At 64.0% G+C, this 25879-nt stretch carries 24 protein-coding genes; 7 read left to right on the top strand and 17 right to left on the bottom strand.

Annotated elements, in window-relative coordinates; all coding sequences use genetic code 11:
* Positions 1-16: 16 nt before the first annotated feature.
* On the top strand, positions 17-1828 hold the full coding sequence (locus tag Q0K23_RS00475) for an ABC transporter ATP-binding protein (RefSeq protein ID WP_349231216.1): 1812 nt from the start codon (positions 17-19) through the stop codon (positions 1826-1828).
* 120 nt (positions 1829-1948) lie between these two features.
* Positions 1949-2962 carry a GNAT family N-acetyltransferase gene (locus Q0K23_RS00470; protein ID WP_294516554.1) on the top strand — a complete coding sequence of 338 codons (1014 nt, stop codon included), beginning with the start codon at positions 1949-1951 and terminating at the stop codon, positions 2960-2962.
* A 247-nt stretch (positions 2963-3209) separates the two neighbouring features.
* On the opposite strand, the gene Q0K23_RS00465 is transcribed toward Q0K23_RS00470, so the two are convergent.
* The 6 genes from Q0K23_RS00465 to Q0K23_RS00440 form a co-directional block, all read right to left on the bottom strand.
* Positions 3210-4079: a DegV family protein gene (locus Q0K23_RS00465; protein ID WP_294516551.1), complete on the bottom strand. Its 870-nt coding sequence runs from the start codon at positions 4077-4079 to the stop codon at positions 3210-3212.
* Positions 4080-4268: 189 nt separating this feature from the next.
* Positions 4269-5069: a hypothetical protein gene (locus Q0K23_RS00460; RefSeq protein ID WP_294516548.1), complete on the bottom strand. Its 801-nt coding sequence runs from the start codon at positions 5067-5069 to the stop codon at positions 4269-4271.
* 15 nt (positions 5070-5084) lie between these two features.
* Positions 5085-5591 carry an RNA polymerase sigma factor gene (locus Q0K23_RS00455; protein ID WP_294516546.1) on the bottom strand — a complete coding sequence of 169 codons (507 nt, stop codon included), beginning with the start codon at positions 5589-5591 and terminating at the stop codon, positions 5085-5087.
* A gap of 106 nt (positions 5592-5697) precedes the next feature.
* Positions 5698-9762 (bottom strand): M56 family metallopeptidase, encoded by a 4065-nt coding sequence (locus Q0K23_RS00450; protein ID WP_294516544.1) that lies wholly within the window; start codon positions 9760-9762, stop codon positions 5698-5700.
* On the bottom strand, positions 9755-10117 hold the full coding sequence (locus Q0K23_RS00445; protein ID WP_294516542.1) for a BlaI/MecI/CopY family transcriptional regulator: 363 nt from the start codon (positions 10115-10117) through the stop codon (positions 9755-9757). The genes Q0K23_RS00450 and Q0K23_RS00445 overlap by 8 nt, the downstream gene beginning before the upstream one ends.
* Positions 10118-10270: 153 nt before the next feature.
* Positions 10271-11635 carry a D-alanyl-D-alanine carboxypeptidase family protein gene (locus Q0K23_RS00440; RefSeq protein ID WP_294516540.1) on the bottom strand — a complete coding sequence of 455 codons (1365 nt, stop codon included), beginning with the start codon at positions 11633-11635 and terminating at the stop codon, positions 10271-10273.
* Positions 11636-11805: 170 nt separating this feature from the next.
* Here Q0K23_RS00440 and Q0K23_RS00435 point away from each other — a divergent pair, with 170 nt between their 5' ends.
* From Q0K23_RS00435 to Q0K23_RS00420, 4 genes are all read left to right on the top strand, one after another.
* A complete protein-coding gene (locus tag Q0K23_RS00435) occupies positions 11806-12261 on the top strand; it encodes a ComEA family DNA-binding protein (RefSeq protein WP_294516538.1) in 456 nt (151 codons plus the stop codon).
* A gap of 32 nt (positions 12262-12293) precedes the next feature.
* Positions 12294-12977, top strand: coding sequence for a response regulator transcription factor (locus Q0K23_RS00430; RefSeq protein ID WP_294516536.1), 684 nt, complete (start codon positions 12294-12296; stop codon positions 12975-12977).
* Between the two features lie 156 nt (positions 12978-13133).
* Positions 13134-13994 (top strand): zinc dependent phospholipase C family protein, encoded by an 861-nt coding sequence (locus Q0K23_RS00425; RefSeq protein ID WP_294516533.1) that lies wholly within the window; start codon positions 13134-13136, stop codon positions 13992-13994.
* The gene (locus Q0K23_RS00420; protein ID WP_294516531.1) at positions 13984-15252 is read left to right on the top strand and encodes an MFS transporter; all 1269 of its coding nucleotides are present in this window, start codon (positions 13984-13986) and stop codon (positions 15250-15252) included. The genes Q0K23_RS00425 and Q0K23_RS00420 overlap by 11 nt, the downstream gene beginning before the upstream one ends.
* A gap of 45 nt (positions 15253-15297) precedes the next feature.
* Here Q0K23_RS00420 and Q0K23_RS00415 read toward each other — a convergent pair whose 3' ends face one another.
* The gene (locus Q0K23_RS00415) at positions 15298-15960 is read right to left on the bottom strand and encodes a YitT family protein (protein ID WP_294516529.1); all 663 of its coding nucleotides are present in this window, start codon (positions 15958-15960) and stop codon (positions 15298-15300) included.
* A gap of 201 nt (positions 15961-16161) precedes the next feature.
* Here Q0K23_RS00415 and Q0K23_RS00410 point away from each other — a divergent pair, with 201 nt between their 5' ends.
* A complete protein-coding gene (locus Q0K23_RS00410) occupies positions 16162-16713 on the top strand; it encodes a PadR family transcriptional regulator (RefSeq protein ID WP_294516526.1) in 552 nt (183 codons plus the stop codon).
* Positions 16714-16771: 58 nt separating this feature from the next.
* On the opposite strand, the gene Q0K23_RS00405 is transcribed toward Q0K23_RS00410, so the two are convergent.
* Genes Q0K23_RS00405 through Q0K23_RS00360 form a run of 10 tightly spaced genes read right to left on the bottom strand, consistent with a single transcriptional unit; the run spans position 16772 to position 25844 of the window.
* The gene (locus Q0K23_RS00405; protein WP_294516524.1) at positions 16772-17911 is read right to left on the bottom strand and encodes an aminotransferase class V-fold PLP-dependent enzyme; all 1140 of its coding nucleotides are present in this window, start codon (positions 17909-17911) and stop codon (positions 16772-16774) included.
* Between the two features lie 30 nt (positions 17912-17941).
* A complete protein-coding gene (locus Q0K23_RS00400; protein WP_294516520.1) occupies positions 17942-18184 on the bottom strand; it encodes a DUF3343 domain-containing protein in 243 nt (80 codons plus the stop codon).
* Between the two features lie 8 nt (positions 18185-18192).
* Positions 18193-18816, bottom strand: a complete 624-nt coding sequence (gene yedF / locus Q0K23_RS00395; RefSeq protein ID WP_294516518.1) for a sulfurtransferase-like selenium metabolism protein YedF — start codon at positions 18814-18816, stop codon at positions 18193-18195.
* A gap of 49 nt (positions 18817-18865) precedes the next feature.
* Complete coding sequence (locus tag Q0K23_RS00390; RefSeq protein ID WP_294516516.1) at positions 18866-19636, bottom strand: acyl-CoA dehydratase activase; 771 nt, start codon at positions 19634-19636, stop codon at positions 18866-18868.
* A complete protein-coding gene (locus tag Q0K23_RS00385; protein ID WP_294516514.1) occupies positions 19633-20799 on the bottom strand; it encodes a double-cubane-cluster-containing anaerobic reductase in 1167 nt (388 codons plus the stop codon). Before Q0K23_RS00385 ends, Q0K23_RS00390 begins: the two co-directional genes overlap by 4 nt.
* Positions 20800-20826: 27 nt before the next feature.
* Positions 20827-21789: an ABC transporter ATP-binding protein gene (locus Q0K23_RS00380; RefSeq protein ID WP_294516512.1), complete on the bottom strand. Its 963-nt coding sequence runs from the start codon at positions 21787-21789 to the stop codon at positions 20827-20829.
* Entirely contained in the window at positions 21783-22811 is a 1029-nt protein-coding gene (locus tag Q0K23_RS00375) for an ABC transporter ATP-binding protein (RefSeq protein WP_367179026.1), read from the bottom strand. The genes Q0K23_RS00380 and Q0K23_RS00375 overlap by 7 nt, the downstream gene beginning before the upstream one ends.
* Positions 22808-23944 carry a M20 family metallopeptidase gene (locus Q0K23_RS00370; RefSeq protein WP_294516507.1) on the bottom strand — a complete coding sequence of 379 codons (1137 nt, stop codon included), beginning with the start codon at positions 23942-23944 and terminating at the stop codon, positions 22808-22810. Before Q0K23_RS00370 ends, Q0K23_RS00375 begins: the two co-directional genes overlap by 4 nt.
* Before the next feature lie 8 nt (positions 23945-23952).
* Entirely contained in the window at positions 23953-24876 is a 924-nt protein-coding gene (locus tag Q0K23_RS00365) for an ABC transporter permease (RefSeq protein ID WP_294516505.1), read from the bottom strand.
* A complete protein-coding gene (locus tag Q0K23_RS00360; RefSeq protein ID WP_294516503.1) occupies positions 24876-25844 on the bottom strand; it encodes an ABC transporter permease in 969 nt (322 codons plus the stop codon). Before Q0K23_RS00360 ends, Q0K23_RS00365 begins: the two co-directional genes overlap by 1 nt.
* Between the last annotated feature and the right edge of the window lie 35 nt (positions 25845-25879).

The following is a 25879-nucleotide window of genomic DNA, read 5'->3' as shown; positions in this document are numbered from 1 at the left end:
GCCCCGCCGGGGACCCATGGGCGGTATGGGCCACGGCGGCATGCGGCCCGGCGAGAAGGCCAAGGACTTCAAGGGCACCATCGGCAAGCTGCTCTCCTACATGGGCAGCTATAAGATCGGACTGTGCTTTGTGCTGCTCTTCGCGGCGGGCTCCACCGTGTTCAATATCTTCGGGCCCAAGATCCTGGGCAACGCCACCACCGAGCTCTTCAACGGCCTGGTGGCCAAGATCAGCGGCACCGGCGGCATCGACTTCGGCCGCATCGCCCAGATTCTCCTCTTCCTCCTGGGCATGTACCTGCTGGCCGCCCTCTTCGGCTCCATCCAGGGCTGGATCATGAGCGGCATCGCCCAGAAGATGGCCTACCGCATGCGCCGGGATATCTCGGAGAAGATCAACCGCATGCCCATGAAGTACTTTGAGTCCCGCACCGTGGGCGAGGTCCTCTCCCGCATCACCAACGACGTGGACACCATGGGCCAGAGCCTGAACCAGAGCATCACCCAGCTCATCACCTCGGTGACCATGATCATCGGCGTGTTCATCATGATGCTCACCATCAGCCCCCTGATGACCCTCATCGCCGTGGTCATCCTGCCCATCTCCATGCTCCTCATCAGCATTGTGATCAAGCACTCCCAGAAGTACTTCAAGGCCCAGCAGGAGTACCTGGGCCACATCAACGGCCAGGTGGAGGAGTGCTACTCCGGCCACAACGTCATCCGGGCTTTCAACCAGGAGGAGACCGTCAAGGCCAGATTTGACGAGACCAACCGCATCCTGTTCCAGTCCGCCTGGAAGAGCCAATTCTTCTCGGGCATGATGCAGCCCATCATGAACTTTGTGGGCAACCTGGGCTATGTGGCCGTGGCCGTGTCGGGCAGCATGCTGGCCGTGGCCGGGGTCATCAAGGTGGGCGATATCCAGGCCTTCATCCAGTACGTGAAGAACTTCACCCAGCCCATCACCCAGATCGCCCAGGTCTCCAATATGCTCCAGTCCATGGCCGCCGCCGCCGAGCGGGTCTTTGAGTTCCTGGACGAGGAGGAGGAGACCCCCGACCCCGCCCAGCCCGCCTCTCTGGCCGACGTGAAGGGCGGCGTGGACTTCGACCACGTCCACTTCGGCTACAACCCCGACAAGATCATCATCAACGACTTCTCCGCCCACGTGGAGCCCGGTCAGATGGTGGCCATCGTGGGCCCCACCGGCGCGGGCAAGACCACCATGGTCAAGCTGCTCATGCGGTTCTATGACGTCAACTCCGGCGCCATTCGGGTGGACGGCCACGACGTGCGGGACTTCCGCCGGGCCGACCTGCGGGAGACCTTCGGCATGGTGCTCCAGGATACCTGGCTGTTCAAGGGCACCATCATGGAGAACATCCGCTACGGCCGCCTGGACGCCAGCGATGAGGAGGTCATCGCCGCCGCCAAGGCCGCCCACGTCCACCACTTCATCCAGACCCTCCCCGGTGCCTACCAGATGGAGCTCAACGAGGACGCCACCAACATCTCCCAGGGCCAGAAGCAGCTTCTGACCATCGCCCGGGCCATCCTGGCCGACAACAAGATCATGATCCTGGACGAGGCCACCTCCTCGGTGGACACCCGCACCGAGCACCTGATCCAGGACGCCATGGCCAACCTGATGAAGGGCCGCACCAGCTTTGTCATCGCCCACCGGCTCTCCACCATCAAGAACGCCGACCTCATCCTGGTGATGAAGGACGGCGACATCGTGGAGCAGGGCAACCACCAGCAGCTGCTGGCCAAGGGCGGCTTCTACGCCGACCTCTACAACTCCCAGTTCGAGGACGTGGGGTAAACAAAAGGCGGTACCCGGTTTGATGTCGGGTACCGCCTTTTTTCGCGGGTTGCATTGCTCCTGTGGGGATGGTAAACTGTATTTGTTACGCACAGCCGTGCAAATCATAACAGGGAAAGGATGGTCGTTTATGAAGATGAATCGTGTATGGAGGGTTCACGCTTCCTAACCCTCCAATCGACATTTGGAGGAGAACAGATGAAAAACGAAATCACCATCCGAGAAGCCGTTACAGAACAGGAGATCGCATTCTTTTGGGGCCAGCTCCGGGCCTATTTCAGCCGGGACATCTTTCCCGGCCCGGACAGCGGAGCGCGGGCCCATTTCCTGGACGACCAATACCGCGCTCATATGGACGCTCTCCATGAGCGGCAGCAGGACCGCTGCTATTACCTGCTGCTGCGCCGGAACGGAGAGGACATCGGCCTGGCGCTGCCGGTGCTGTATCACACGGAGGACGGCAAGTGCTTTCTGTGCGAGTTCTGCGTATTCCCGGAATTTCGGGGAAACGGCACCGGGACAAAATGCGGAGAGCGTTTTTTGGCCTGGGCCAGGTCCATGGGGGCTGCCTACGTGGAGCTGAACTGTGACACCCCCCAGCGCCAGCGCTTCTGGGGACGGCTGGGCTTCCGGAGGAACGGAGCGGACGAGTGGGGCATGCCGTTGATGCTGCTGCCGCCGGAAGAGGCGCTGCCGATCCGTATTGAACGTCTGACCGACGGCGGAGACTGGCAGCTGAAAAAGCTGGAGAACGGATTCCTCTGTGAAATCGGGGAGGAAATGCTCTCGGAAGAGAAGAAACGCCGCCTGGAACAGGCGGTCTCCCACGGGAAAATCACATACTTCCTTGCAAAGCGGGGCTATCGCGCCGTGGGGATGTGCAGCGTGGCGACTGCCTTTTCCACCTTCGCCTGCGGGGATACAGGAACCTTTGAGGACTTCTATATTGAGCCGGTCTTTCGCGGAAAGGGCATTGCCCGGATGCTGGCGGAGGCGGCGCAGAAGTGGTGCAGGGAAGAGGGTGTGGCCAGCCTGAGCGTCACCTGCGCGCCCTGCGATGAGCAGATGTATCAAGCCCTCGGGTTCCAGATCCCGCTGGGAAGGACCTACGCATATCCGGCAAGCGGAGACTGACCGGTATGGAGATGGAGCGATGGGACCGGGCAATACCAAAATCGAATCAGAATGATTGGATTTTGGAGGACGCGATAGAAATCAGGAGATATGCCACCCATATCGCCCCTGCGCCTTCACGGCGGCTGCCGATATGAGCCAATGCGCTTTTATCCGAATGCCCGGCAGGTAAACAATACATAACAGAGAAAAGCGGCAAATCCCATTGGGATTTGCCGCTTTTTATCCGCTGTGTTTGCTCTCCCGGTTACCGGCCCGTGCCCCAGTAGAACAGGGCGATGACGCCGGGACCGGTGTGGGCGCCGATGATGGGGCCCATGTGGAAGATGGTGATGTCCGCGTCAGGGTGCCGCTCCAGAATGGTGGCCTTCATGAACTCGGCGTCCGCCAGACAGTCGCCGTGGCAGAGGAACACCTGGCGGTTGACCTCCGGCGTCCAGTCCTTGTCCATGTGGTCGATGAGGGCCAGCATGGAGTTCTTCCTGCCCCGGGCCTTGGCGGTGTTGGTCAGATGGCCCTCGCTGTCGCAGTGCATCACCGGCTTGATCTGGAGGGCGGAGCCCACCACGGCAGTGGCGGCGGAGATGCGCCCGCCCCGGCGCAGGTGGTTCAGATCCTCCACCGTGAACCAGTGGGCCACGTTCTGCCTGTGGTCCTCCACCCAGGCGGCCAGCTCCTCCACACTCAATCCGGCGTCCCGCTGGGCGGCAGCGCCGGTCACCAGCATACCCTCGCCGGCGGAGGCGGCCAGGGAGTCCACACAGATCAGCTTCCGGTCCGGGTACTTCTCCCGCAGATCCTCCATGCAGATCTTGGCCGCCTGGATGGTGCCCGACAGGCCGGAGGAGAAGCAGATGTACAGCACGTCCAGCCCCTGCTCCAGGCAGCGGGTAAAGTGCTCCTCATAGACCGTGGGGTTGATCTGGGAGGTGGAACCCATCTTGCCCTCACGCATGCCGGCAAAGAAGGCCTCGCTGGTGATATTGCCGCCAGGGCCGAAGGTGTAGGGCACACCGCCCAGCTGGCACTCCATGGGGATGATCTCCACACCGATCTGGTTGGCCCAGGCCTCGGTCAGGTCTGTGGTGGCGTCGGTGATGATCTGATAACCGCTCATGATAACACTCCTTTATTTCCCGTGCGGCAGCCGCCGCACAAATACAATTCCGTCACTATTATACAGTCTGAATTCCCAGGCCGCAAGGACGGAAGTCCAGAGACGGAAAAATATGAGGAAGCAAAGGAAAATAGAATACAAAATGTTATATGAATAAATAAAAGTACGAATCGGATTGAAAAACGGGCCTCAAAGCGACAGCTCCCGCCGGATGGAGGCCCAGACCGTTTGGCTGGGCAGGGCGCCGCTGTCCCGCACCGCCCGGGCGGCACGGCGGCGGGTCATGGGGCGTTCGCCTGTCACCGGAGGCCGCCCGGCGGGCTGGAGCAGCATCCGGCGGAGGGGAAAGACCAGGAACAGCACCAGCAGGAACAGGAGGGGGATAAGGCACCAGGTCAGGTCGGGCTGGGTCTGCCGGGCGGGGAGAAAGGGCTGGGGCAGGGCGGGCGCCTCCACACCCACGGTAGTGGTAATTTGATAGGGCCCCACCGACACCTCCACCATGTCGCCGTACTCCTCCTCAATGCGGGCGGCATAGGCGTCGGCCGCCTCCCGGCCGTCCAGAGTGGTGATGTCAACATGGACGCAGGGCTGGCCATTTGTGCTGAAATCATTGCCCCGGTTGCCCAGCCCTACGACGAGGACCGGGCTGCCCTCCGCGCCCACCAGCTGGGAGAGGGCGGCATGGACCTCCAGCAGCTGAGCCCGGGACCAGCGGCAGGAGGCAAAGGACAGGCCGTCGGCGCTGCCCGCCTGGGCAATGATGGAGTCTATGGCGGACTGGTCCCCGTCCACCACCGCCACGACCACAGAGTTGGCAGCCTCGTTCACCCAGGTGCCGCCCACCATGTCCGGGTAGCCCTCATCCTCCCAGCGCTCCAGCAGCGCCAGGGCGGAGGCCGGGATGTCCGCCTTTGCCTCCGCCCTGGAAGCGGGCAGGAACAGTGCCGCCAGAAGAAGTATGACGAGAAAAACAGCGCGCAGTTTCATAAGTACCTCCAATCGTCATCCGTTCAGATAATCCCGCACCCGCCCCATGGCGGTGTGGTAGCGCCGCAGGGCCGTGCCCAGGGGAATGCCCAGAAGCCGGGCGCACTCCCGAAAGCGGAGCCCGCCGTTGAGGTGCAGGCTCACCAACAGGCGGTCCTCCGGGGAGAGCCGGGCCAGGGCGGCCTCCACGTCCAGCCCCAGGTCCAGGTCGGGCTGGGGAACGGTCAGGCCGCTGTCCTCTAGAGGAAGGGAGGCCCTGCGGGCGCGGAGGTGGTCCACCGCCAGGTTGCGGGCCACCTGAAACACCCACGCCCTGGGGTGGGACACCTCCGGGCCGGGCGGCGACCGGTAGAGCCTGAGAAAGGTCTCCTGGAGCAAATCCTCGGTGCTCTGCCGGTCTCCCACCAGCCGGAGCAGCACGGTGTAGACCGGCGGGGACAGGGCCTCATAGAGGGTGTGGAAGGCCTCACGATCCCCACGCCGCAGCGCGGAGAATAAGCTGTTGAGCTGATGTTCCGTCATGGGCCGCCCTCCTCTCTCTACCTTTTATGACGAAAAGAGGCCCGGTTTTATTCGCACAAAACAGAAAATTTCCGGCCCGCCGGGGAGCGCGGCGGGCCGGAAGGGGTCAGTAGGTGAACAGGGTGGGGAAACAGAGCCCGGCGTTGTCGTCCAGCATGAGGCAGTAGCTGGGAGAGGTGTTTTCCCCGTCGTAGAGATAGAAGAACTGCAGGCTGCCGTGGGTGATGTAGGTGCGGGCATAGGCCAGCCGCTTGTAGGAGGTGTAGTACATCTGTGTGCTGAAGTAGGTGGTACCGAAGAGCTCCTGGTTGAGGTAATAGGACTTGCCCAGAAGGGAACCGTCGTCCCAATAGGAGAAGGTCACGTTCAGCACGTCCACCTCATTGCCTGACGCATCCACCCCGGTGGTGCGGAATTCCTCCGGCCTGCCGTCGGGCTGGAAGGACCAGTCGGAGCGGAAACCGGATACCAGCTCCAGTTCCGTCCCGTCGGTGCCCCAGGGGGTCAGGACCGAGTAGGCCCCGGCGTTGCCCAACAGACCGCATTCATAGGGGTCGTCCGACGCTGCGGGGGCGGTGGTGCTATGGAACCCGAAGGCATAGATATAGGGAATGGCCAGAGGATTGTCTCCGCTCTCCCATACATATCGGAAGCCGCAGCCCCTGCCCGTCTCAGGGTCAAACCAGAGCTGAAGCTGCAGGGTATCATCCAGCGGGGTGTAGTAGACATAATACATATCATCCCAGGTAAATCCATACTCAGCCAGAATCTCCGAGCGGGTGGGGGTGTTCTCGACGGCATAGCTGCCGGTGTCCTCCGCCCAGGTGTATACCGGCACGTCAGGCAGTGTATCCGGATAGAGGGTCAGGGCGCTGGAGCCCGGGTCCAGATGGAAGACGGAGCCGTCAAAGGACAGCTGGGCGGTATAGGTGGCTACATAGCCCAGGGTGTTCCGGACCATCAACTCACAGGTGGCCCGGATGGGAACGGCGGACAGGTCAAAGGCGTTGATGTCGCCGGCGGCTGCTTTCATTCCCGACAGGTCTTCCGACGGGTCGGTCAGGCTGGTAATGTCGCACTCCACCTGACCCTTGGGCCAGGTAATGGCGAGAAGGGCTGTGTCGCCCTCCCGGCGGGCGGAGCTGTCCAGCTGGGCGTTCACCGCCTGGCCCAGGTCCTGCCAGGAGAGGCTGGAGACCTGGCCGAAGTTGCTGTCCTGGAGCTGGAAGATGTGTAGATTCCAGGTGCTGACCCCTGTGCCGGTCCCGGCGGATACCACGGCGGCCAGCTCATGGGCGCCGTCCCCGTCGTAGTCGGCCGTGGCCAGAGTGGCGGGGAGGATCTGGGGACCGGCGTTGTAGGTGAGGTCGGGGAAGTAGGCCACCCGGTCCCTATGGCGCAGGAGCATGCCGCTCTGGCCGGTGACGGTCTCGTTGAGCCCGTAGAGGGTGATGTCCATCTTGGGCAGGTCGCCCAGAATGCGGATGGGGGAGGTCTCCCATACCTGGGGGTCGTCAAAGGAACGCTTCACGCCGTTGATATACAGGCTGTCCGGGTCGGGCAGGTCGGCGGCGGTCAAGGCTGACGGGTCGCCGATGTCCACACCCCGGGTCCAGGAGCCGTCCCACCGGAGGGTGGCGGTCTCGGTGGAGTTGCCTCCGCTGTCCAGCAGATACAGGGACAGGACGGGGCAGGCATACTCGTCCAGCTCCAGGGAGTGGGCCTCGTAGGCCGCCTCATCCCCGACGGGCAGCACCCCGCCCCGGAGGAGGGAGAAGGTGTCCCAGTTGTCCGAGGTCCAGACGCACAGGGGCGGCAGACCCTCGCCGCTCAGGGTGAGCACGCCCCAGCTGCCGCAGAGCTGAAGAGAGTCCACCGTATAGAGGGCGTCGGCGGGGATGTCCTCCGGGTAGGCCTGGTCGTAAATCAAAGAGATGTCCAGCTCCCGCCAGGTCTGGCCGCCGTCCCAGGTGACATAGATGGGCGCGCGGTTGAAGAGCCCCTCACAGAGGACGCCGTGGTCCGGGTCGGAGAAGGCGGCGCGCTCGATGTACCACTGGGTGTCCGGGTGGCTGTACTCTGTCCAAGTGTAGCCGCCGTCGTGGGTGCGGTAAAAATAGGTGTCCGCACTGCCCGTACCGGCGCCGACGCCCACCACCGCCCAGCCCTCGCTGGCCGTGGTGAAGCCCATCTGAACCGTGGCGGCCTCCAGGTCCGACAGGGTCTCCATCTCATTGCGGCCGCCCAGGTCCTGCCCGGCCCATTCGGTCGGAGCGGGCAGGAGGGACAGCAGGGGAGTGAGGTCCTCTGCACCGGGGTAGCGGAGGTAGGGCAGGCCGTCGTCCCCAAAGACACACTGGGGCGGTTGTGCGCCCCCCTTCAGCTCCAGCAGGCCAATCCAGCTCTTGGTGGCGCCGCTGGGATACTGGTAGGTCAGCCGCAGGCCCAGCAGGCCGCCGGGGGCGTCCTCGGGCAGGTAGAAGGCCACGCCGGAGGACAGGCTGGCATCGCCGTCCGTGGACTGGGCGCCCATCCGGCTCAGGGGGTCGCCTGCCTCCGTATAGGTGCTCGCATTCAGGGCGTAGAGCTCCACCGTATACCCCACAGCGTCGGTGGGGTTGGACAGGGAGATGAGGGCATCCGCATCGGTAAGGACCAGGGGCTGGGTCTCCTGTAGCGTGGAGAAAGGAGAGCTGCTCCGCAGGGACAGCTCCTGACCGCCCGCCACCACGGCGGGCTCGGCCCGGTCCACGCCGGTCTGAGTGGAGGGCAGGCGCACCCGGAAGGTGTACCGGACGGTGAGGGCCCGGGCACCGCTGCCCCAGCGGGCAATGAGGCGAATCCCCCGCAGCTCGGTGCCTGTGCCGGTGGAGGCCTCATGGGACCGGAGGGCAAAGGCGGCCGAGCCGTCCGCATCCAGCGAGACATCCAGGGACTGAGAGGGGGCGTCCTGGGCGGAGAGGAGCAGGTCCTCCGCCTCCAGCGTGTCGGGCGGGCTGTCGGGGAAGGACAGCTCCACCGAAGCGGCCACCGCGCCGGTAAAGAGGGGGACGCTGTCCCAGTCCAGGACGCCGGTTTCAGGGGCGAGGGTGGTGGAAGAACCTTCAACCGTGACGGTCAGATCAGGGGCGGTGTCGGGCACCTGGGCCGGGTTGGCGGCCAGCATGTAGCAGGAGGCCAGCAGCGCCGCCAGAGCCACCACCACCAGGGCGGCGGCGGGCCGCTTCCACCGGAGGGCGCCCTTCACCCGGACCTTTACGTCGTTCTCCCCAAAGGCCAGGGGCACCCGCAGAGGGTGGGCGACGGCCAGGGAGAGCAGGGCGGCAGAATAGTTTTTACGAATATCCTCCGGGCTGCGGCGGAGGACGGCCTCGTCACAGGCGGACTCCATGTCCCGGCAGGAGAGGAACCAGCTGACCCACAGCAGGGGGTTGAACCAGTGGACGGCCAGGGCAAGAAAGGCCAGCACCTTGACAATATGGTCCCCCCGGCGGATGTGGGAGCGCTCATGGAGCAGGACATACCGCCGGGTGTCCCCGGTCAGGCCCAGGGGAAGATAGATTTTGGGCGGAAAGAAGCCCAGCACAAAGGGGGAGTCCACCCGGTCGCTCTCCCAGGCGCCGTCCGGGGTGCGGACGGCGGCGGACAGCTTCAGACGCAGGCGCAGCCAGGACAGCAGGCTCCACAGCCACAGCGCCAGCACGCCCAGGGCCCAAATGACGGACAGCACAGGCAGCACGTCGGTCTCCACGGTGGCGGGGGGAGAGGCGCCGTCCGGCCCGGTGACCACATAGGAACCGCCGCCATCCTCCGGGGCGGGGGAGATGACGGTCCCTCCGGCGGCCACGCCGGCCTGATAACGATCGTGGTTCTGGGGGCTGTCCCAGATGACCTGGTTGCCGCTCATATCGCCGTCGGAGAAGCCGGCCACCTGTTCCTCTGCCGCAGGGAAGAGGGAGAGCAGGCTCCAATTGCTGGAGAAGGACACCGGGCACACCATGCGGAACAGCACCACCGCCCACAACAGGAACACAATGGCCCTGGGGACTTCCAGTATCCGCATGACAGCCCGGATGAGCAGCACCGCCAGGGCCGCCGCGGCGGCGGTCAGGCTCATGGCCAGCACTGCCTGGAACAGGGCGGGCAGCACGGCGGAAAACAGGTTACTCATCGCCCGCCTCCTCGATCATGCGCCGCAGCTCTTCCGCCTCCGCCTGGGAGAGCTTTTTCCCCCGCAGGAAGGCGGCCACAAAGGCGGGCAGGGAGCCGCCGAAGGACTTCTCCACCACTGACTCGCTCTCGTACTGCTCCACCTGCTCCCGGGGCACCAGGGCGGTGACAGTGGCGTCCTCATTTTGCAGGAAGCCCCGCTGGCACAGTTTGCGGATGAGATTGTAGGTGGTGGGCTTCTTCCAGCCGAAGCGCTCCAGGCACATGCGGGACAGGGCGGTGGAGTTCACCGGCTCCTCCGTCCACACCAGATCCATCAGCCGGTATTCGGCGTCAAACAGCTTATAGTCGTCCATAGCGGGCTCCTTTCCCTGCGAGGTTTGTTAGAACAAATCTCCTTGCAAAACTAGTTTATCGCGACAAACCTGTTCTGTCAAGAGAAAGACGGAAAAACGCAAAAAATCGCCCCACGGAATGATCCGTGGGGCGATGATTTGAAGAAGAGAAGATCAGCGGCGGCGGCGTCCATGGTAGCTGCCGCGGCTCCGGCCGCCGTAGCTCCGCCGACCGCGCCGGCCGAACAGGGTGAGCCGGAGCACCAGCACCAGAATCAGCACCACCAGCACCAGCAGGAGGATCTTCACCCACAGCTGGCTGAAGAACTTCTCGATCCGGTCCAGGTTGTAGAGCAGCTCGGAGCGCTCCACCGTGTCCACAGCCACCAGGTCCAGGGAGCCGTACTCCTCGCCGTTGTAGGTGAGGGTCACCTTGCCCAGCACCGTGCCCTTCTCCACCGGGGCCTCCAGGGTGTCGTAATACTGCTCCACGTTCTGCTTGAAGTCCTCGGCGGACACGTCGTTGGGCAGCACGGCGGAGAGGGTGCCGTTGGGCTCGGCCACCACGTGGTCGGTCTCGGAGAGGGTCACGGGGATGGACAGCTGGGGCTTGCTGCTGCTCATGATGGACTGGTAGGAGAAGTTGGAGAAGCCCCACTCCAGCAGCTTCTTGCTCTCGGAGAACTGGGTGTACCCGTCGCTGCCGGTGGCGCCCTCGGCCCGCTCACAGCCGGTGACCACGGCGATGAGGGAGCGCTCGCCCTTGGTGGCGGAGGAGGCCAGGCAGTAGCCCGCCTCGGGGGTGTAGCCGGTCTTGATGCCGGTGGCATACTCGTATGTATACCCCTTGTACTTCCAGCTGGTGATGAGGGCGTTGGTGTCCCAGAAGGTGCGCTCCTCGCTCATATTGGTGGCGGGGACCGTGTAGTTCATGGAGGTGACCAGCTCGCGGAAGATATCGTGCTTCATGGCCTCGTTGCAGAACAGGTAGATGTCGTAGGCCGTGGTGTAGTGGTTCTCATCGTGGAGGCCGTGGGGGTTCATGAAATGGGTGTCCTCACAGCCCAGCTCGGCGGCCCGCTGGTTCATCAGGTCCACAAAGGCGGAGATGGAGCCGGCCACCGTCTCGGCCAGCACGTTGCACGCCTCGTTGGCCGAGGGGATCAGGGCACAGGCCAGCACGTCCTTCAGGCTGAGGATCTCGCCCGGCTTCAGGTTCTGGGTGGAGGCGCCGGACATCATGCCGTCGTTTACGTGCTCGCTGACGGTGATCTGCTGGTCCAGGGACAGTTCGCCCCGCTCGATAGCCTCGATGGTCAGCAGACCGGTCATGACCTTGGTGATGCTGGCGGGGTAGGTCCGCTCATGGGCGTTGTGCTCGTAGAGGATCTCGCCGTAGGTGGTGTCCACCAGAATGGCGGACTTGGCGTTCACCACGTAGTCGTCCACAGAATTGGCCGAAGCGGTGGAAAAGGGGGCCAGCATGGCGCAGACCAGCGACAGGGTCAGAAGAAGAGAAAAAAGACGATTTTTTTTCATAGGAAACTCCCGCACACTATGTTATAATATATCCCATAACGCCCCTTTGCCGCAAAAACGGCCGGAAGGGCCACCTCTGCGGCAAAGAATGCGTCTGGACAGACTCGGTTACATAATTCATTATAGCAAAGAAGGACGGGCCGCGCAACGGGAAAGGTGGTTACAATTTGATGAAGATTTCCAGGCTGGAATTTGTGCTGCTTATGCTGACCACCGCCTGCCTTGCCTTCTTTGCCGGGTGGTTCCTGGGAGGGGAGAATTCCGCCGGAACCGTGCAGATCACCGCCCAGTACAGCCTGGAGCCGGAGCTCAGCACCGCACCGTCGGTCTCCCAGCTCCTGCCGACAACCTCCGACCCTCCGGCGGAGACAGAACCTGCGGCAATCACATCTCAGACGCCGTCGCCCGCGCCTGAGGAGACAGAGGGGCAGACCGGCCTGATCAACATCAACACCGCCGGCAGCGAGGAGCTCCAGACCCTGCCCAGCATCGGCGAGAAGCGGGCGGCGGCCATCATCGCATACCGGGAGGAGAACGGCCCCTTCCGCATGGTGGAGGACATCACCAATGTCAGCGGCATCGGCGAGGGGATTTTGTCCCAGATCATCGACTATATTACCGTTTAGTGAGGGCGAGCGCCCTGTGGAGGAATCAAACAATGAAAATTCTGGTTGTGGACGACGAGAAGGTGCTGGTCAAGGGCATCAAATTCAACCTGGAGAGCGAGGGCTACCAGGTGGAGACCGGCTATGACGGGGAAGAGGCGGTGGAGCTGGCCCGCAGCGGCGGCTTCGACCTCATCATCCTGGACCTGATGATGCCCAAGATCGACGGCCTCCAGGCCTGCATGCGCATCCGGGAGTTCTCCAACGTGCCTATCATCATGCTCACCGCCCGCAGTGAGGACACCGACAAGATCATCGGGTTTGAGTGCGGCGCCGACGACTATATCACCAAGCCCTTCAACATCCTGGAGCTGAAGGCCCGGGTGCGGGCCCTGCTCCGCCGGGCGGGCATGGCCGCACAGAAGGACAAGAAATCCCGCCTCACCGCCGGACACATCGTGATCGACGCCGACGAGCGCTCCGCCTGGAAGGGGGAGACCCCGGTGGACCTGACCGCCAAGGAGTTCGACCTCATCGAGCTGCTCATGCGCAATCCGGGCCGGGTGTACAGCCGGGAGAACCTGCTCAACGTGGTGTGGGGCTATGAGTACGCCGGGGACTACCGCACCGTGGACGTCCACGTCCGCCGTCTGCGGGAGAAGCTGGAGCTGGACCCCGCCCGCCCCGAGTACATCCTCACCAAGTGGGGCGTGGGCTACTACTTCAAGAACAGCTGAATCAGAACACGGCAAGGCCGCCGGGAGAAATTTTCTCCCGGCGGCCTTTATTTTACAAACAGTTTGTCTCCATTTTACAAAAACTGCGGGGAAGGGCCGAAGGGAGGATGGTACAATAGCTGCCGGAACAGAAAATCGAGCAAAAGGAGATTCTCCATGCCATCCACCTACGCCCACAAGTATTTTGGGGACCGGATTCTCCGCCGGGATCCGCCTGCCCTGAAGGGGCTGACGCCCGCGCAAAAGGAGCTGTTCGCCATCGGCCTCCACGGGCCGGACATCCTGTTTTACTACAAGGCCCTTACGGTCAACCGGGTCAACACCGTGGGCTTTGAACAGCACGAGAAGCCGGCCGCCGATTTCTTCGGTCCGGCCGCCGCCCTGGTGCGGGCCATGCCCGCCGGGGAGAGGGGACCCGGCCGGGCCTACCTCATGGGCTTCCTCTGCCACTTCGCTCTGGACAGCGCCTGTCACGGGTATATCGAGCAGAAGATCCACGTCAGCGGCGTCACCCACACGGAGATCGAGGGGGAGTTTGACCGCTGCCTCATGGCCGAACAGGGGCTTGACCCGGTGCGCCAGGACCTGACCGGTCACATCCGCCCCACGGCGGAAAACAGCAGGGTCATCGCCCCCTTCTTTTCCACCGTCACGCCGGAGGAAGTGGAAAAATCCCTGCGGAGCATGATCTTCTACAACCGCCTGCTGGTGGCGCCCAGCGCCTGGAGACGGAATCTGGTGAAGGCTGTGCTCAAGCTGTCGGGCAATTACACCGAGATGCACGGCCTGCTCATCAACCCCCAGCCCGATCCCCGCTGCGCGGACAGCTGCGTCCGCCTCAAAAAGCTGATGGACCGGGCGGAGGAGCGGTGTCTCACCCTGATGGAGGGCTATCTTCCCTGCCTGGAGGAGGAGCGGCCCCTGCCCGCCGGGCTGGAGCTCACCTTTGGCGCCGGGGCCAACTGGCAGAAGATCCCCGTGCTGAGTCTGGAAAAGGAGCTTGTCTATGAAGTTTAAACTGCGGCCCCTGGAGCGCAATTGGGTGCTCTACGATGTGGGCAATTCCGCCTTTACCCTGCTGGTATCCACCATTATGCCCATCTACTTCAACAGCCTGGCCGGTGGGTCGGGCCTCTCCGAGGTGAGCTACCTGGCCTACTGGGGCTACGCCACCTCCATCGCCACCCTGGTGGTGGCCCTGTGCGGCCCGGTGCTGGGCACCATCTCCGACTTCCCCGGCTGGAAAAAGAAGCTCTTCTCCCTCTCCGTGCTGGTGGGCGCCCTGGGCTGTGTGGGCCTGGGCATCATGTCCTCCTGGCTGTGGTTCCTGGTGCTCTTTGTCCTGGCCAAATCGGCCTACTCGGTAAGCCTGGTCATCTATGACTCCATGCTCACCGACATCACCGAGCCTGAGCGGATGGACAAGGTCTCCGCTAACGGCTACGCTTGGGGCTATATCGGCAGCTGCATCCCCTTTGTCCTCTCCCTGGTGCTGGTGCTGTGCTACGAGCCCCTGGGCATGCCGGTCAACGTGGCCATGGCCCTGGCCTTCCTGCTCATTGCCGCCTGGTGGCTGCTGCTGTCCGTGCCCCTGTGGCGGTCCTATGAACAGCGGCACGCCGTCCCCGCCCGGGGCAGCCGCCTGGGCGAGAGCTTCCGCCGCCTGGGACGGGTGTTCTCCGAGCTCGCCCACAACCGGAAGGCCCTCTTCTTCCTCATCGCCTTCTTCTTCTACATCGACGGCGTGTACACCATCATCGACATGGCCACCGCCTACGGCACCGCCCTGGGTCTGGACACCACCGGGCTGCTGCTGGCGCTGCTGGTGACCCAGATCGTGGCATTCCCCGCCGCCCTCCTCTTCGGCCGCCTCACCGAGCGCTTCTCCTCCGCCAGCCTGATCCTGGTGTGCATCGGCGCCTACTTCCTCATCACCCTCTACGGCATGTGGATGAAGGAGCAGTACCAGTTCTGGGTGCTGGCCGTGTGCGTGGGCATCTTCCAGGGGGCCATCCAGTCCATGTCCCGGGCCTACTTCGCCCGCCTCATCCCGCCGGAGAAGTCCGGCGAGTACTTCGGCCTGTACGACATCTGCGGCAAAGGCGCCTCCTTCCTGGGCACCATCACCGTCTCCGCCGTGAGCCAGCTTACCGGCAGCGTCAACCTGGGCGTGGGCGCCCTGGCCTTTATGTTCGCCGTAGGCGCCATCTTCTTTGTCCAGACAGTGCGGCAGGAGGCGCCCGACGGAAGAAAAGAGGCCGTCCCGGTCCACTGAGCAATAAAAAAATCAGCAGCCCGTCAAGGGCTGCTGATTTTTTGCTTATTCGGAACACTCGGGCGCGGGCGTCCCGCCGAACAGGGCCTGAGGCATGAACTCCAGCCGGCGGTTGATGAGCCGGGCGATGAAGCCCACCAGCAGGGCGGCCACAATGGTCCCCTCCCGCACGCCGGAGAGCATGCCGGCAAAGACAAAGGAGAGCACCGCCGCCACCACCGTCATGGTCACGTCAAAGGCCACCTTGGTCATGCCGAACTCGGTGGCCCAGCGGAACACCACAGAGCGCACAAAGGACTCGCCGGGCAGCATGACCACGTCGGCCAGCATCTCCATGTACACGCCCACGCCCAGGACCACGCAGCCGATCAGCAGATAGAGCACCTTCATGCCGTACGCCTGGGGCTGGACAAAGGAGAGCAGGGCCATGCACAGGTCGATGAAGTACCCGAAGAGAAAGGACACCGGGATCTGAAGAATGTGCTCGGGGCGGAAGTTTTTCCGCAGGATCACCAGCTGGAGCACAATGAGCAGCAGGCTGAACAGCACGGTGAACTGTCCCAGGGTGAGGGGAAAATTCAAGCTGAGCACATAGGGGATCGAGGAGATGGGGGAGGTGCCCAGATCGGCCTTGGTGATCAGAGCCACCCCAAGGGAGTTGACGAACAGTCCAATCAAAAATACCACGTAGCGCTTCAACTTTTCCATTTCCGAACCAAAACTCCTTCCAAAATATCGTTCCGTCTCCAGGAGGCGGAGTGTTGTTATATTTTATGGTAGCATGGAAAAATGAACATGTCAATTATTACATGTTTAAAATATAGGGAACAAATCATTTGCCGTTTTGGAGGAAATGAAGCCGGGAGTATGGTATAATACCACCATGACCCTGACAGAGGAGGAGAGACCATGGGAACCCTGCGCTATGCCATCCTGGGGCTGCTGAACCGGCGGGATATGTCGGGCTACGACCTGGCCAAGGAGTTTGAGACCACCCTGGCCGAGTTCTGGGGCGCCAAGCACAGCCAGATCTACCCGGAGCTGAAGGCCCTGGCGGACGAGGGCCTGATTGCGTACCAGATCGAGATCTCCGGCACCGTGCTGGAGAAAAAGGTGTACTCCATCACCGGCAGCGGCCGGGCCGCCCTGCGGGCGTGGGCGGAGGGGCAGCTGAAGATAAGGTCCGTGCCCAAGGACGAGTTCCGGCTCCAGCTCTACTTCTCCGACTGCATCCCGCCCCGTCGGCGTATCGCCCTGCTGGAGCCCCAGCTGGAGCAGCACAAGGCCCTGTTGGACCACCTGCGGGAGAATATGGCCAAGTTCAGCCGGGTGCCCCCGGAGGGGGAGGAGGAGTTCAGCGACTACCTGGTGCTGCTGGGGGGCGTCATGCGGGAAGAGGGCTGCTGCGCCTGGCTGGAGCGGTGCATCCAGCTGTGCCGCCAGCGGCTGGGAGAGAACTGAAAAACGGGTGTGTTCCGCCGGAGTTCCGGTGAAACACACCCGTTCTTTTTGTATGCAATCAGCCTTCTGCCAGGTCGGCCACCGCACGGACGGCGGCGTCCACCTCCTCCTCGGTGTTGTACCAGGAGAAGCTGAACCGCACCGCGCCCTGCTCCGTGGTGCCCAGGGCCTGGTGCATCCGGGGCGCACAGTGGGCGCCGGGGCGGGTGGCAATGTCGTAGTCGGTGCTGAGGATGTCGGACACCTCGCTGGAGTCCATGTTCCCGATGTTCAGCGCCACGATGGCGGCCCGGTGGGCCTGGGTGAAGTCCCCGTACACCGTGACCCCCTTCAGGCCTGCGACCCCGTCGTAGAACCGCCGCATCAGGGCCTCCTCCCGGCGGGCGATGGTGTCCACGCCGGTGGCCTCGATAAAGTCCAGGGCGGCGGAGAGGCCCATGATGCCGTGGCTGTTCAGAGTGCCCGCCTCCAGCCGGGTGGGGTATTCCTCCGGCTGGGTTTTACTGTAAGACTGCACCCCCGAGCCGCCCACCTTCCAGGGGCGGATCTCCACACCGGGGCGGACGCACAGCCCGCCGGTGCCCTGGGGGCCCATCAGGCCCTTGTGGCCGGTGAAGCAGAGGATGTCGATGCCCATGGCCTCCATGTCGATGGGAGCGGCCCCCGCGGTCTGGGAGGCGTCCACGATGAAGAGCAGGCCGTGGGCCTTGGCAATGGCCCCCACCCGGGCGATGTCGATCATGTTGCCCGTCAGATTGGAGGCGTGGGTGCACACGATGGCCTTTGTCTCGGGCCGGATGAGGGTCTCAAAGGCGGACATGTCCGGGCGGCCCTGCTTGTCGGCGGGCACAAAGCTGAGGGCCACGTTTCGCTCCGCCTCCAGCCGGTACAGGGGACGGAGGACGGAGTTGTGCTCCAGGTCGGTGGAGATCACATGGTCCCCGGGGGATAATGTGCCGTTGATGGCGATGTTCAGGGCCTCGGTGGAGTTGCAGGTGAAGACCACATGGTCCGCCCGGGGGCAGCCCAACAGCTTTGCCAGCTTGCACCGGGCGTCATACACCGCCCGGGAGGCCTGTAGGGCGCTGCCGTGGGCGCCCCGGGAGGCGTTGCCCATGGTGGTCATGGCGTTCACCACCGCGTCGATGACCTGGGGCGGCTTCTGCCGGGTGGTGGCCGCGTTGTCCAGATAGATCAAGGGAACTCATCTCCTATGGCTTTTTCGGGGTCAAACCCACAGCTCCAGCACCCGGGTCTCCTGCCAGTGCATGCCCGCGTCCGTCATGGCGGACAGCAGCTGCTCCTGGGCCTCCACGGGGGCCTTCCAGGCCAGGCCGCAGCCCGCGCTGATCTCACGGGGCACCGGGATCAGTCGGCCCGGCAGGCCGTTTTTGCCGCAGAACTGCTCCATGCCCATGGCGTCGGTGGTGGTGGAAAAGGTGATGATAAGGGCAGGCTTTTTCTCCCGCATGGCGCGCCTCAGGGCCGGACGACCCGGCCGGCGGAGCTCATCTTCTCCACAATGTCGTACATGTTGGTGACGCCGCCCACCTTCAGCTTGTCGGTCAGGCCGAAGAAGTTCAGACAGGTGCCGCAGGTGAGGATCTCCACGCCCTGGGCCTCCAGGCTCTTCAGGTCGTCCAGAGAGGCGGAGCCCTCGGTGGTCAGCTTGGCGCCGCCGTTGTAGAAGAGGATGGTCTTGGGCAGGGTGTCCTGCTGGGTGAGGGCGAAGATGAAGCTCTTCATCAGCGTGGCACCCAGCTCGTCGCTGCCGGTGCCCATGCAGGGGGAGGAGATGACCACCACGGTGCTGCTCCGGCCGGTGCCGGCGGGCACCAGGCAGGTCTCGCTGTCGTCCTCCTGGGCCTGGGCCGCGGGGGCGCCGGTGACCTCCATCACCACCCGGAACTCCTTGTCGCCCAGCTTCTCAGACTTGACGGCATAGCCGTTGTTGTTGGCCAGACGGGTCAGGTTCTGTACCGCGGTCTCGTTGTCCACCAGGACCTCCACCGTGCCGGGGCCGGTAAGCTCCTTGATGGCGTTCTTGGTCTTGATGACAGGGATGGGGCAGGGGTCGCCCATGGCGTTTACTTTTTTCAGCATATCAATCAGTCCTCCTGTTCTGTATGTGGATGGGTTTCCATGTGTTTTGTTACTTGGACGGCTTGCCCCGGGCAATGAGAGCCGCGCCCAGGGCGCCGGCATACCGGCCCAGGGGGTGGGTGAGGACGGGCCGCTTGAGCTTGTGGGACAGCCGGTCCACCAGGTAGGCGCTGTCGCACAGGCCGCCGGTGAGAAACAGGTCCTCCTTCAGGGTGTGCCGGGCGCACAGGCCCGCTACCTTGCTCACCACCGAGTCCACCACGCCGGCGGCGATGTCCTCCCGCTTCTCCCCGGCGCCGATGTGGCTGATGACCTCGCTCTCGGCAAACACGGTGCACATGGAGCTGATGGCCAGAGGGGTCCCCGCCTCCGCCAGGGTGAACAGCTCGGTCAGGTCCACCCCAAGACGGTTGGCCATGATCTCCAGGAACTTGCCCGTGCCCGCCGAGCACTTGTCGTTCATGAGAAAGCTGGTGGGCATGCCGTTTTCCACGGTGATGACCTTGGTGTCCTGGCCGCCGATGTCCACGATGGTGCAGTCCCGGCCCAGCAGGTACCAGCCGCCCCGGCCGTGGCAGGTGATCTCCGTCACCGTCTTGGCCGCGTAGTCCACCGCCACCCGGCCGTAACCGGTGGCGATGATCTTCATGTCCTCCCCGATGGGATGGCCGTCCGCCTCCAGCCGGCGGGCGATCTCGCCGGAGGTCTCCTTGCTGCTCCAGCCCGTGGGCAGGACAAAGTGGTCCACCATGTCCGTCCCGTCCAGCACCACCACCTTGGAGGCGGTGGAGCCGATGTCGATTCCGGCAAAGTACTTCATTTCTCAATCGTCTCCAGGAAGGCGGCAAGGCGGGTGTTGATCTGACCCTTGTCCGCCTGAGAGTAGTCGGTCTCAATGTTCAGGTAGGGCAGGCCCTTCTCCTGGGTGACAAAGCGCTTGATGAAGAAAGCCTCCACATCGTAAGTATGACAGGATTGGAGCACAATTTCAATCACCCCGTCCACCGCGTAGGAGTCGATCATCTCGCCGATGTAGTTCCGGCGGCTGTCGTTGGGGCTCATGACCGAGCAGTTAATGTTGAGATACTTCACAGCCAGGGCGTGGTACACGTCGGGGTCGGACTCGTCCACCTTCTCCACCTTTTCCCGGATGCCGTTGCAGGTGTCGAAGGCCACCACGTCGGCCCCCAGCTCCTCCACGGCCTTGATGATCTTCTCCCGCACGCCCGCGTTGGGACAGCCGGTGACCAGCAGGCGGGGCCGGTCGGTGGGCAGGGAGTCCTTGTTAGCCTTCCACTGCTCCAGCACCTCCGCCGTCCGGGCCTCGATGATGTTGCACCGCTGGTCCAGGTCAAAGGAGAAGCTGCCCGCGTCCACACGGGTGCCCATCTCATAGCCGCTCATGGGGGCCGGGTTCAGCTTGCCCAGCTCCAGGTAGCGGAGCATCACGTCCCGCTCCCGGTTCTTCCGTTTGATGGCCTGGCGGATGTCGTCCTCGGTGATGGTGACGCCGTAAAAGTCCTCCAGCTTGCGCTTGAAGGCGATGATCTGGTCCCGCCAGAAGGCCAGCGCGGCCTCGTCCCGGCTGTGGGGCAGCTGCATGACATAGGTGTCCTTGATCTCATTGAGGAGTTCAAACATCTTCTTCTTGCCGTCGCAGGTGGTCTCGCCCACCACAAAGTCGGAGAAGTAGAAGTAGGGGCAGGTGTCGGTGAGGGCAAAGCCGTAGCTGGCCTTGATGAGGGGGCACAGGTTCCGGGGCAGGTTGGCCTCGGCGGCGGGGATGGGCTCCTCGGTGAAGGCGCACAGCCCCACGGGCAGGGCCCCCGCCGCGTACACCAGCTCGGTGGGCACAAAGGAGCAGAACATGCCCACCACACGGGCGCCCTGGTCCTTCAGCTGCTTCATGCGCAGGAAGCCCGCCTTTCGGGCCTCTCCGTAGGTCTCAAAGTCGGCGGGCAGCTTGATGTTGGTCTGTTCCATCTCGGACATCTCCCTTTTTTAAAATAATCAGACAATATGGCAGGCCACGGAGTGGCCGGGGGCAATCTCTCGGAGGACCGGCGCCTCCTGGGCGCAGCGGTCGGTGGCGTAGGGGCACCGGCTGTGGAACCGGCAGCCCGGCGGCGGGTCGATGGGGCTGGGCACCTCGCCCTCCAGCACGGTGCGCACCCGCTGCTCCTCCACCCGGGGGTTGGGGATGGGAATGGCGGACAGGAGGGCCCTGGTATAGGGGTGGGCCGGGTGGGCGTACAGCTCGGAGGAGGTGGTGATCTCCACGATGGTGCCCAGGTACATGACCGCCACCCGGTCGGAGATATGCTTGACCATGGACAGGTCGTGGGCAATGAACAGATAGGTCAGGCCCCGCTCCTCCTGGAGGCGCACCAGCAGGTTGACGATCTGGGCCTGGATGGACACGTCCAGAGCGGAGATGGGCTCGTCGCAGAGGACGAACTCCGGGTCCACCGCCAGGGCCCGGGCGATGCCGATGCGCTGGCGCTGGCCGCCGGAAAACTCGTGGATGTACCGCCCGGCGTGCTCCTTGCTCAGGCCCACCAGCTCCAGCAGCTGGTACACCCGCTCCCGCCGCTCTTTGGCGGAGGGGCAGATGCCGTGGTTGCGCATGCCCTCGGCCACAATTTCCTCCACCCGCAGGCGGGGGTCCAGGGAGGCGTAGGGGTCCTGAAAGATGGTCTGCACCTGCTTGGTGAAGGCCTTGCGCTCCTTGCCCCGGAGGCTGTGGACATCCTTGCCCCGGTAGAGCACCTGTCCGCCGGTCTTGCTGTAGAGCCCCACGCAGGTGCGGCCGCAGGTGGTCTTGCCGCAGCCCGACTCGCCAACCAGACCCAGGGTCTCCCCCCGGCGGATGGTGAAGCTGACGCCGTCCACCGCCTTCAGCAGTCCGCCGCCGGTGCGGAAGTATTTCTTCAGCCCCTTGACCTCAAGGGCTGTCTCATTCGTTTCTAGCATAGTACACCGTCCCCTGCCTGAAATGGAAGATCGCTCTTGGGCGCGTCTGGGTGATGGAGCCAGCAGCTGCAGGTGTGGCCGCCGGAGAAGGACACCTGAGGGGGCGCCTCCTCCGCGCAGATCTCCATGCACCAGGGGCACCGGGGGGCAAAGGGACAGCCCGCCGGGGGAGAGATCAGATCGGGGGGCATGCCCTCGATGGACACCAGCTGCTTCTTCCCGTCCAGGTCCAGCCGGGGGATGGACCGGAGCAGGGACCAGGTGTAGGGGTGGCGCTGGTCGTAGAAGATGTCGTCCCGGGCGCCGTACTCCACGATGCGCCCGGCGTACACCACCGCGATGTTCTGGGCGATGTCCGCCACCACCCCCAGGTCGTGGGTGATGAGCAGCACGGACATCTGGAATTTCTGCTGCATCTCCTTGATGAGCCTGATGATCTGGGCCTGGATGGTCACATCCAGGGCGGTGGTGGGCTCGTCGGCGATGAGCAGCTTGGGGCCGCAGGCCAGGGCCATGGCGATCATGGCCCGCTGGCGCATGCCGCCGGAGAACTCATGGGGGTACTGCCTGGCCCGCTCCTGGGGCTGGGAGATGCCCACCAGGGAGAGCATCTCCACCGCGCGGGCCATGGCCTGGGCGCGGCCCGCCATATGGTGGACCGTCAGGTTCTCCGCGATCTGCCGCCCCACCGTCACCGTGGGGTTGAGGGCGGCCAGGGCGTCCTGAAAGATCATGGCGCACTCTCTGCCACGGAAGGCGGACCACTCCGCGGGGGTGAAGTCCAGCACGTTCTTCCCCTCAAAGAGCACCTGGCTGCCCGGCTTGACCTCGCCGGGGGGGCAGTTGATCAGCCCCATCAGGGCCTTGGCGCTCACCGACTTGCCGCAGCCCGACTCGCCCACCACGGCCAGGGTCTCGCCCCGCCCCATGGAGAAGGACAGGCCCCGCACCGCCTGGACCTCGCCGGCGTAGGTGCGGTAGGACACCCGCAGGTCCTTGACCTCCAAAAGCGGCTGACTCACAGGCATCCTCCTCTCAGATATTCCTCCGCATAGCGGGCGTACAGCCGGCTGCCCGGCGCCAGGGCGTCCTCGTCCAGAGTGAAGCACTCGTGGTGGATAGGGTGGTCCCCGCCGGTGCCCAGAAAGGCGTACACCCCGGGGACACGCTGGGTGTAGTAGGAAAAATCGTCCGATCCGGTGCCCATGGGCAGCTCCGCCGCCTCCAGCAGTCCGGCGGCGGCCCGCTCCGCCACGGCGGAACAGGCGGCGTCGTTGACCACGGGGGACAGGCCCATACCGCACTTCAGGTCTATGGTCACCCGGAAGGCCTCCGCCGTGCCCCGGAGCACCCGCTCCAACGCGGCGGGGAGCATCTCCTTCAGCGCCGGGTTCTGGTACCGGATGGTGCCGGTCAGCTTGGCCTCGCCGGCCAGGATATTGGCGGCGGTACCGGCGTGGAAGGTGCCCACCGTGATGACCACAAAGTCCCGGGGGCTCACCTCCCGGCTGACCACCGTCTGGAGGGCGGATACCATGGCGCAGGCCGCCGGGATGACGTCGATCCCCTCGTGGGGAGCGGAGCCGTGGCCGCTCTTGCCCCTGACGGTCAGGGAGAAGAAGCCGCAGCCGCTCATGCGCACCCCGGGCTGCACGCTGACCGCGCCGCAGGGCAGGTTAGGGGCCACGTGGACGGCAAAGACTGTGTCCACGCCGTCCAGTATCCCGGCCTCCAGCAGGGCACGGCCCGCCCCGGCGAACTCCTCCGCCGGCTCAAACACCAGCCGCACCCGGCCGGGCAGGGCCTCCCGCTCCTCCCACAGCAGGGCGGCGGCCCCCAGCAGCATGGCGGTGTGGGCGTCGTGGCCGCAGGCGTGCATCACCCCGGGGACCCGGGAGGCGAAGGGCAGGCCGGTGGCCTCCTGGATGGGCAGGGCATCCATGTCCGCCCGCAGCAGCACAGTGGGGCCGGGGCGGCCGCCGGAAATCTCGGCCACCACGCCGGTTTCCCCCACCATATGGAAGGGGATGGACCGGGCGGACAGCTCTTCCTGCACCCGGCGGCTGGTCTCAAACTCCTTGAGCCCCAGCTCGGGCTCCTGGTGGAAGGCCCGGCGCAGGCCCACCACATAATCTCTGAGCATCTGTTCTTCCATGCCGCACCTCACTTGATGATCCTCGGCTCCAGGGCGCTGCGGAGCACATCTCCCAGCACGTTGAAGCTGAGCACCGTGATCAGGATCAAAAGCCCGGGGAACACGGCCAGCAGCGGGTTATAGAGAATCTCGCTCTGGGCGTTCTGGAGCATGGAGCCCCAGGAGGCGTTGGGCAGGCGCACACCGAAGCCCAGAAAGCTGAGGGAGGACTCGGTGAGGATGGCCCGGGCGATGGACAGGCTGGCCGCCACGATGATGGAGGAGCTCATGTTGGGGATGATGTGGCGGAAGATGATGACAAAGTCGCTGGTGCCCAGGTTCTTGGCCGCCAGCACAAAGTCCCGCTCCTTCAGGCTCATGGTCTCGGCCCGCACGATCCGGGCCACCCCCATCCAGGAGAAGATGGCGATGATGAAGATCATGGTGGGCAGGCCGGGCTTTATGTAGGCGTTGATGATGATGATGAGCAGGAAGGTGGGCACCGACATGATGATGTCCAGCAGGCGCATAAGCACCATATCCAGCGCGCCGCCCACGTAGCCGCTGACGGTGCCCACCACGGTGCCCAGGGCCACCGACACCAGCATGGAGAAAAAGCCCACGGTCAGGGACACCCGACCGCCGTACAGGGACCGGGTGAAGTAGTCCCGGCCCAGGTCGTCGGTGCCGAAGGGGTGGGCCAGGCTGGGCAGGGCCAGCTTGTTCATCAGGTCGTACAGGTCCGGATCGTAGGGGGACAGGGGGGCCAGAATGGAGGCGGCGATGATGATGATCATCAGCACCAGGCAGACCATGGCCAGCCGGTTGGCCCGCAGAGCCGCCCACACCCGGCTCAGAGCGCTGCGGTCGTAGGACACCTCAGTCTGAACCGGGGGATGGCTCACCCGCCGGAACCGTCCGGGGGCAATGGGGGAATTGAGGGTACGTTCCATCAGCCCTGCACCTCCTGAAAGCCGCTCCTGATGCGGGGGTCCGCCACATAGTAGAGCAGATCGGCAATGAGATTTCCCACGACCAGAAGCAGGCAGGAGAGCATGGTGAAGCCCATGATCATGGGGTAGTTGAGACTGTTGATGGCCGACATGCCCAGGGTGCCCATGCCGGGCCAGCCGAACACCGACTCCACAATAAAGGAGCCGGTCACCAGGCTGGAAAAGCGCATGCCCGCCAGGGTGATCAGCGGCAGCAGGCAGTTTTTCAGCACGTGGCTGAAGAGAATGCCCCGCTGGGATACGCCCTTGGCCTTGGCGGTGAGCACATACTCCTCCTCCAGCTGGGAGATGGTGGCGGAGCGGATGTAGCGGGTGAAGGTGGCCACATTGCCCACGCTCAGCACCAGGCTGGGCATGATGAGGTGGCGGATCAGATCCAGCAGACTGTCATCCCCGATGGTGTGGATGCCGCTGCTGGGCAGCACCTTCAGCACCAGGGAGAACACAATAATGAGAATCAGGCCGAACCAGAAGGAGGGAATGGAGATGCCGATGTAGGAGAAGAAGCTGATGACCTGGTCGGGCCACTGATTCTTCTTCAGCCCCGCGATGAGGCCCAGGGGAATGGCGATGAGGAAGGACAGCACCAGAGAGGTGCCCATCAGCAAAATGGTGTTGGGCAGCACCTCCAGAATGCGGCCGGCCACAGGCTGGCCGCTGTTGGTGAGGGAATTGCCCAGGTTGCCGTGGAGCACGTTGTTCAGCCAGCCCAGATACTGGTCCACAATGGTGCCGTCCAGGCCCAGATTGGCCCGCAGGGTGTCCATCTCCTCCTGGGTCATGTCGGGACGGATGTACATGTTCAGGGGGTCGCCAGGGGCGAAGTGGATGATGAGAAAGGAAAAGATGGACACCAGCAGCAGCACCGGGATCAGCTGGAGCAGCCGCTTGGCGATGTGTTTGGCCATGGGAGCACTCCTCTCAGACAGGGTAGGCGGAAATG

It is taken from the genome of uncultured Pseudoflavonifractor sp., from assembly GCF_944387275.1.
Lineage (GTDB): Bacteria > Bacillota > Clostridia > Oscillospirales > Oscillospiraceae > Pseudoflavonifractor > Pseudoflavonifractor intestinihominis.
Note: the sequence above shows the minus strand (reverse complement) of the source record. Positions and strands in the feature narration are given on the sequence as shown.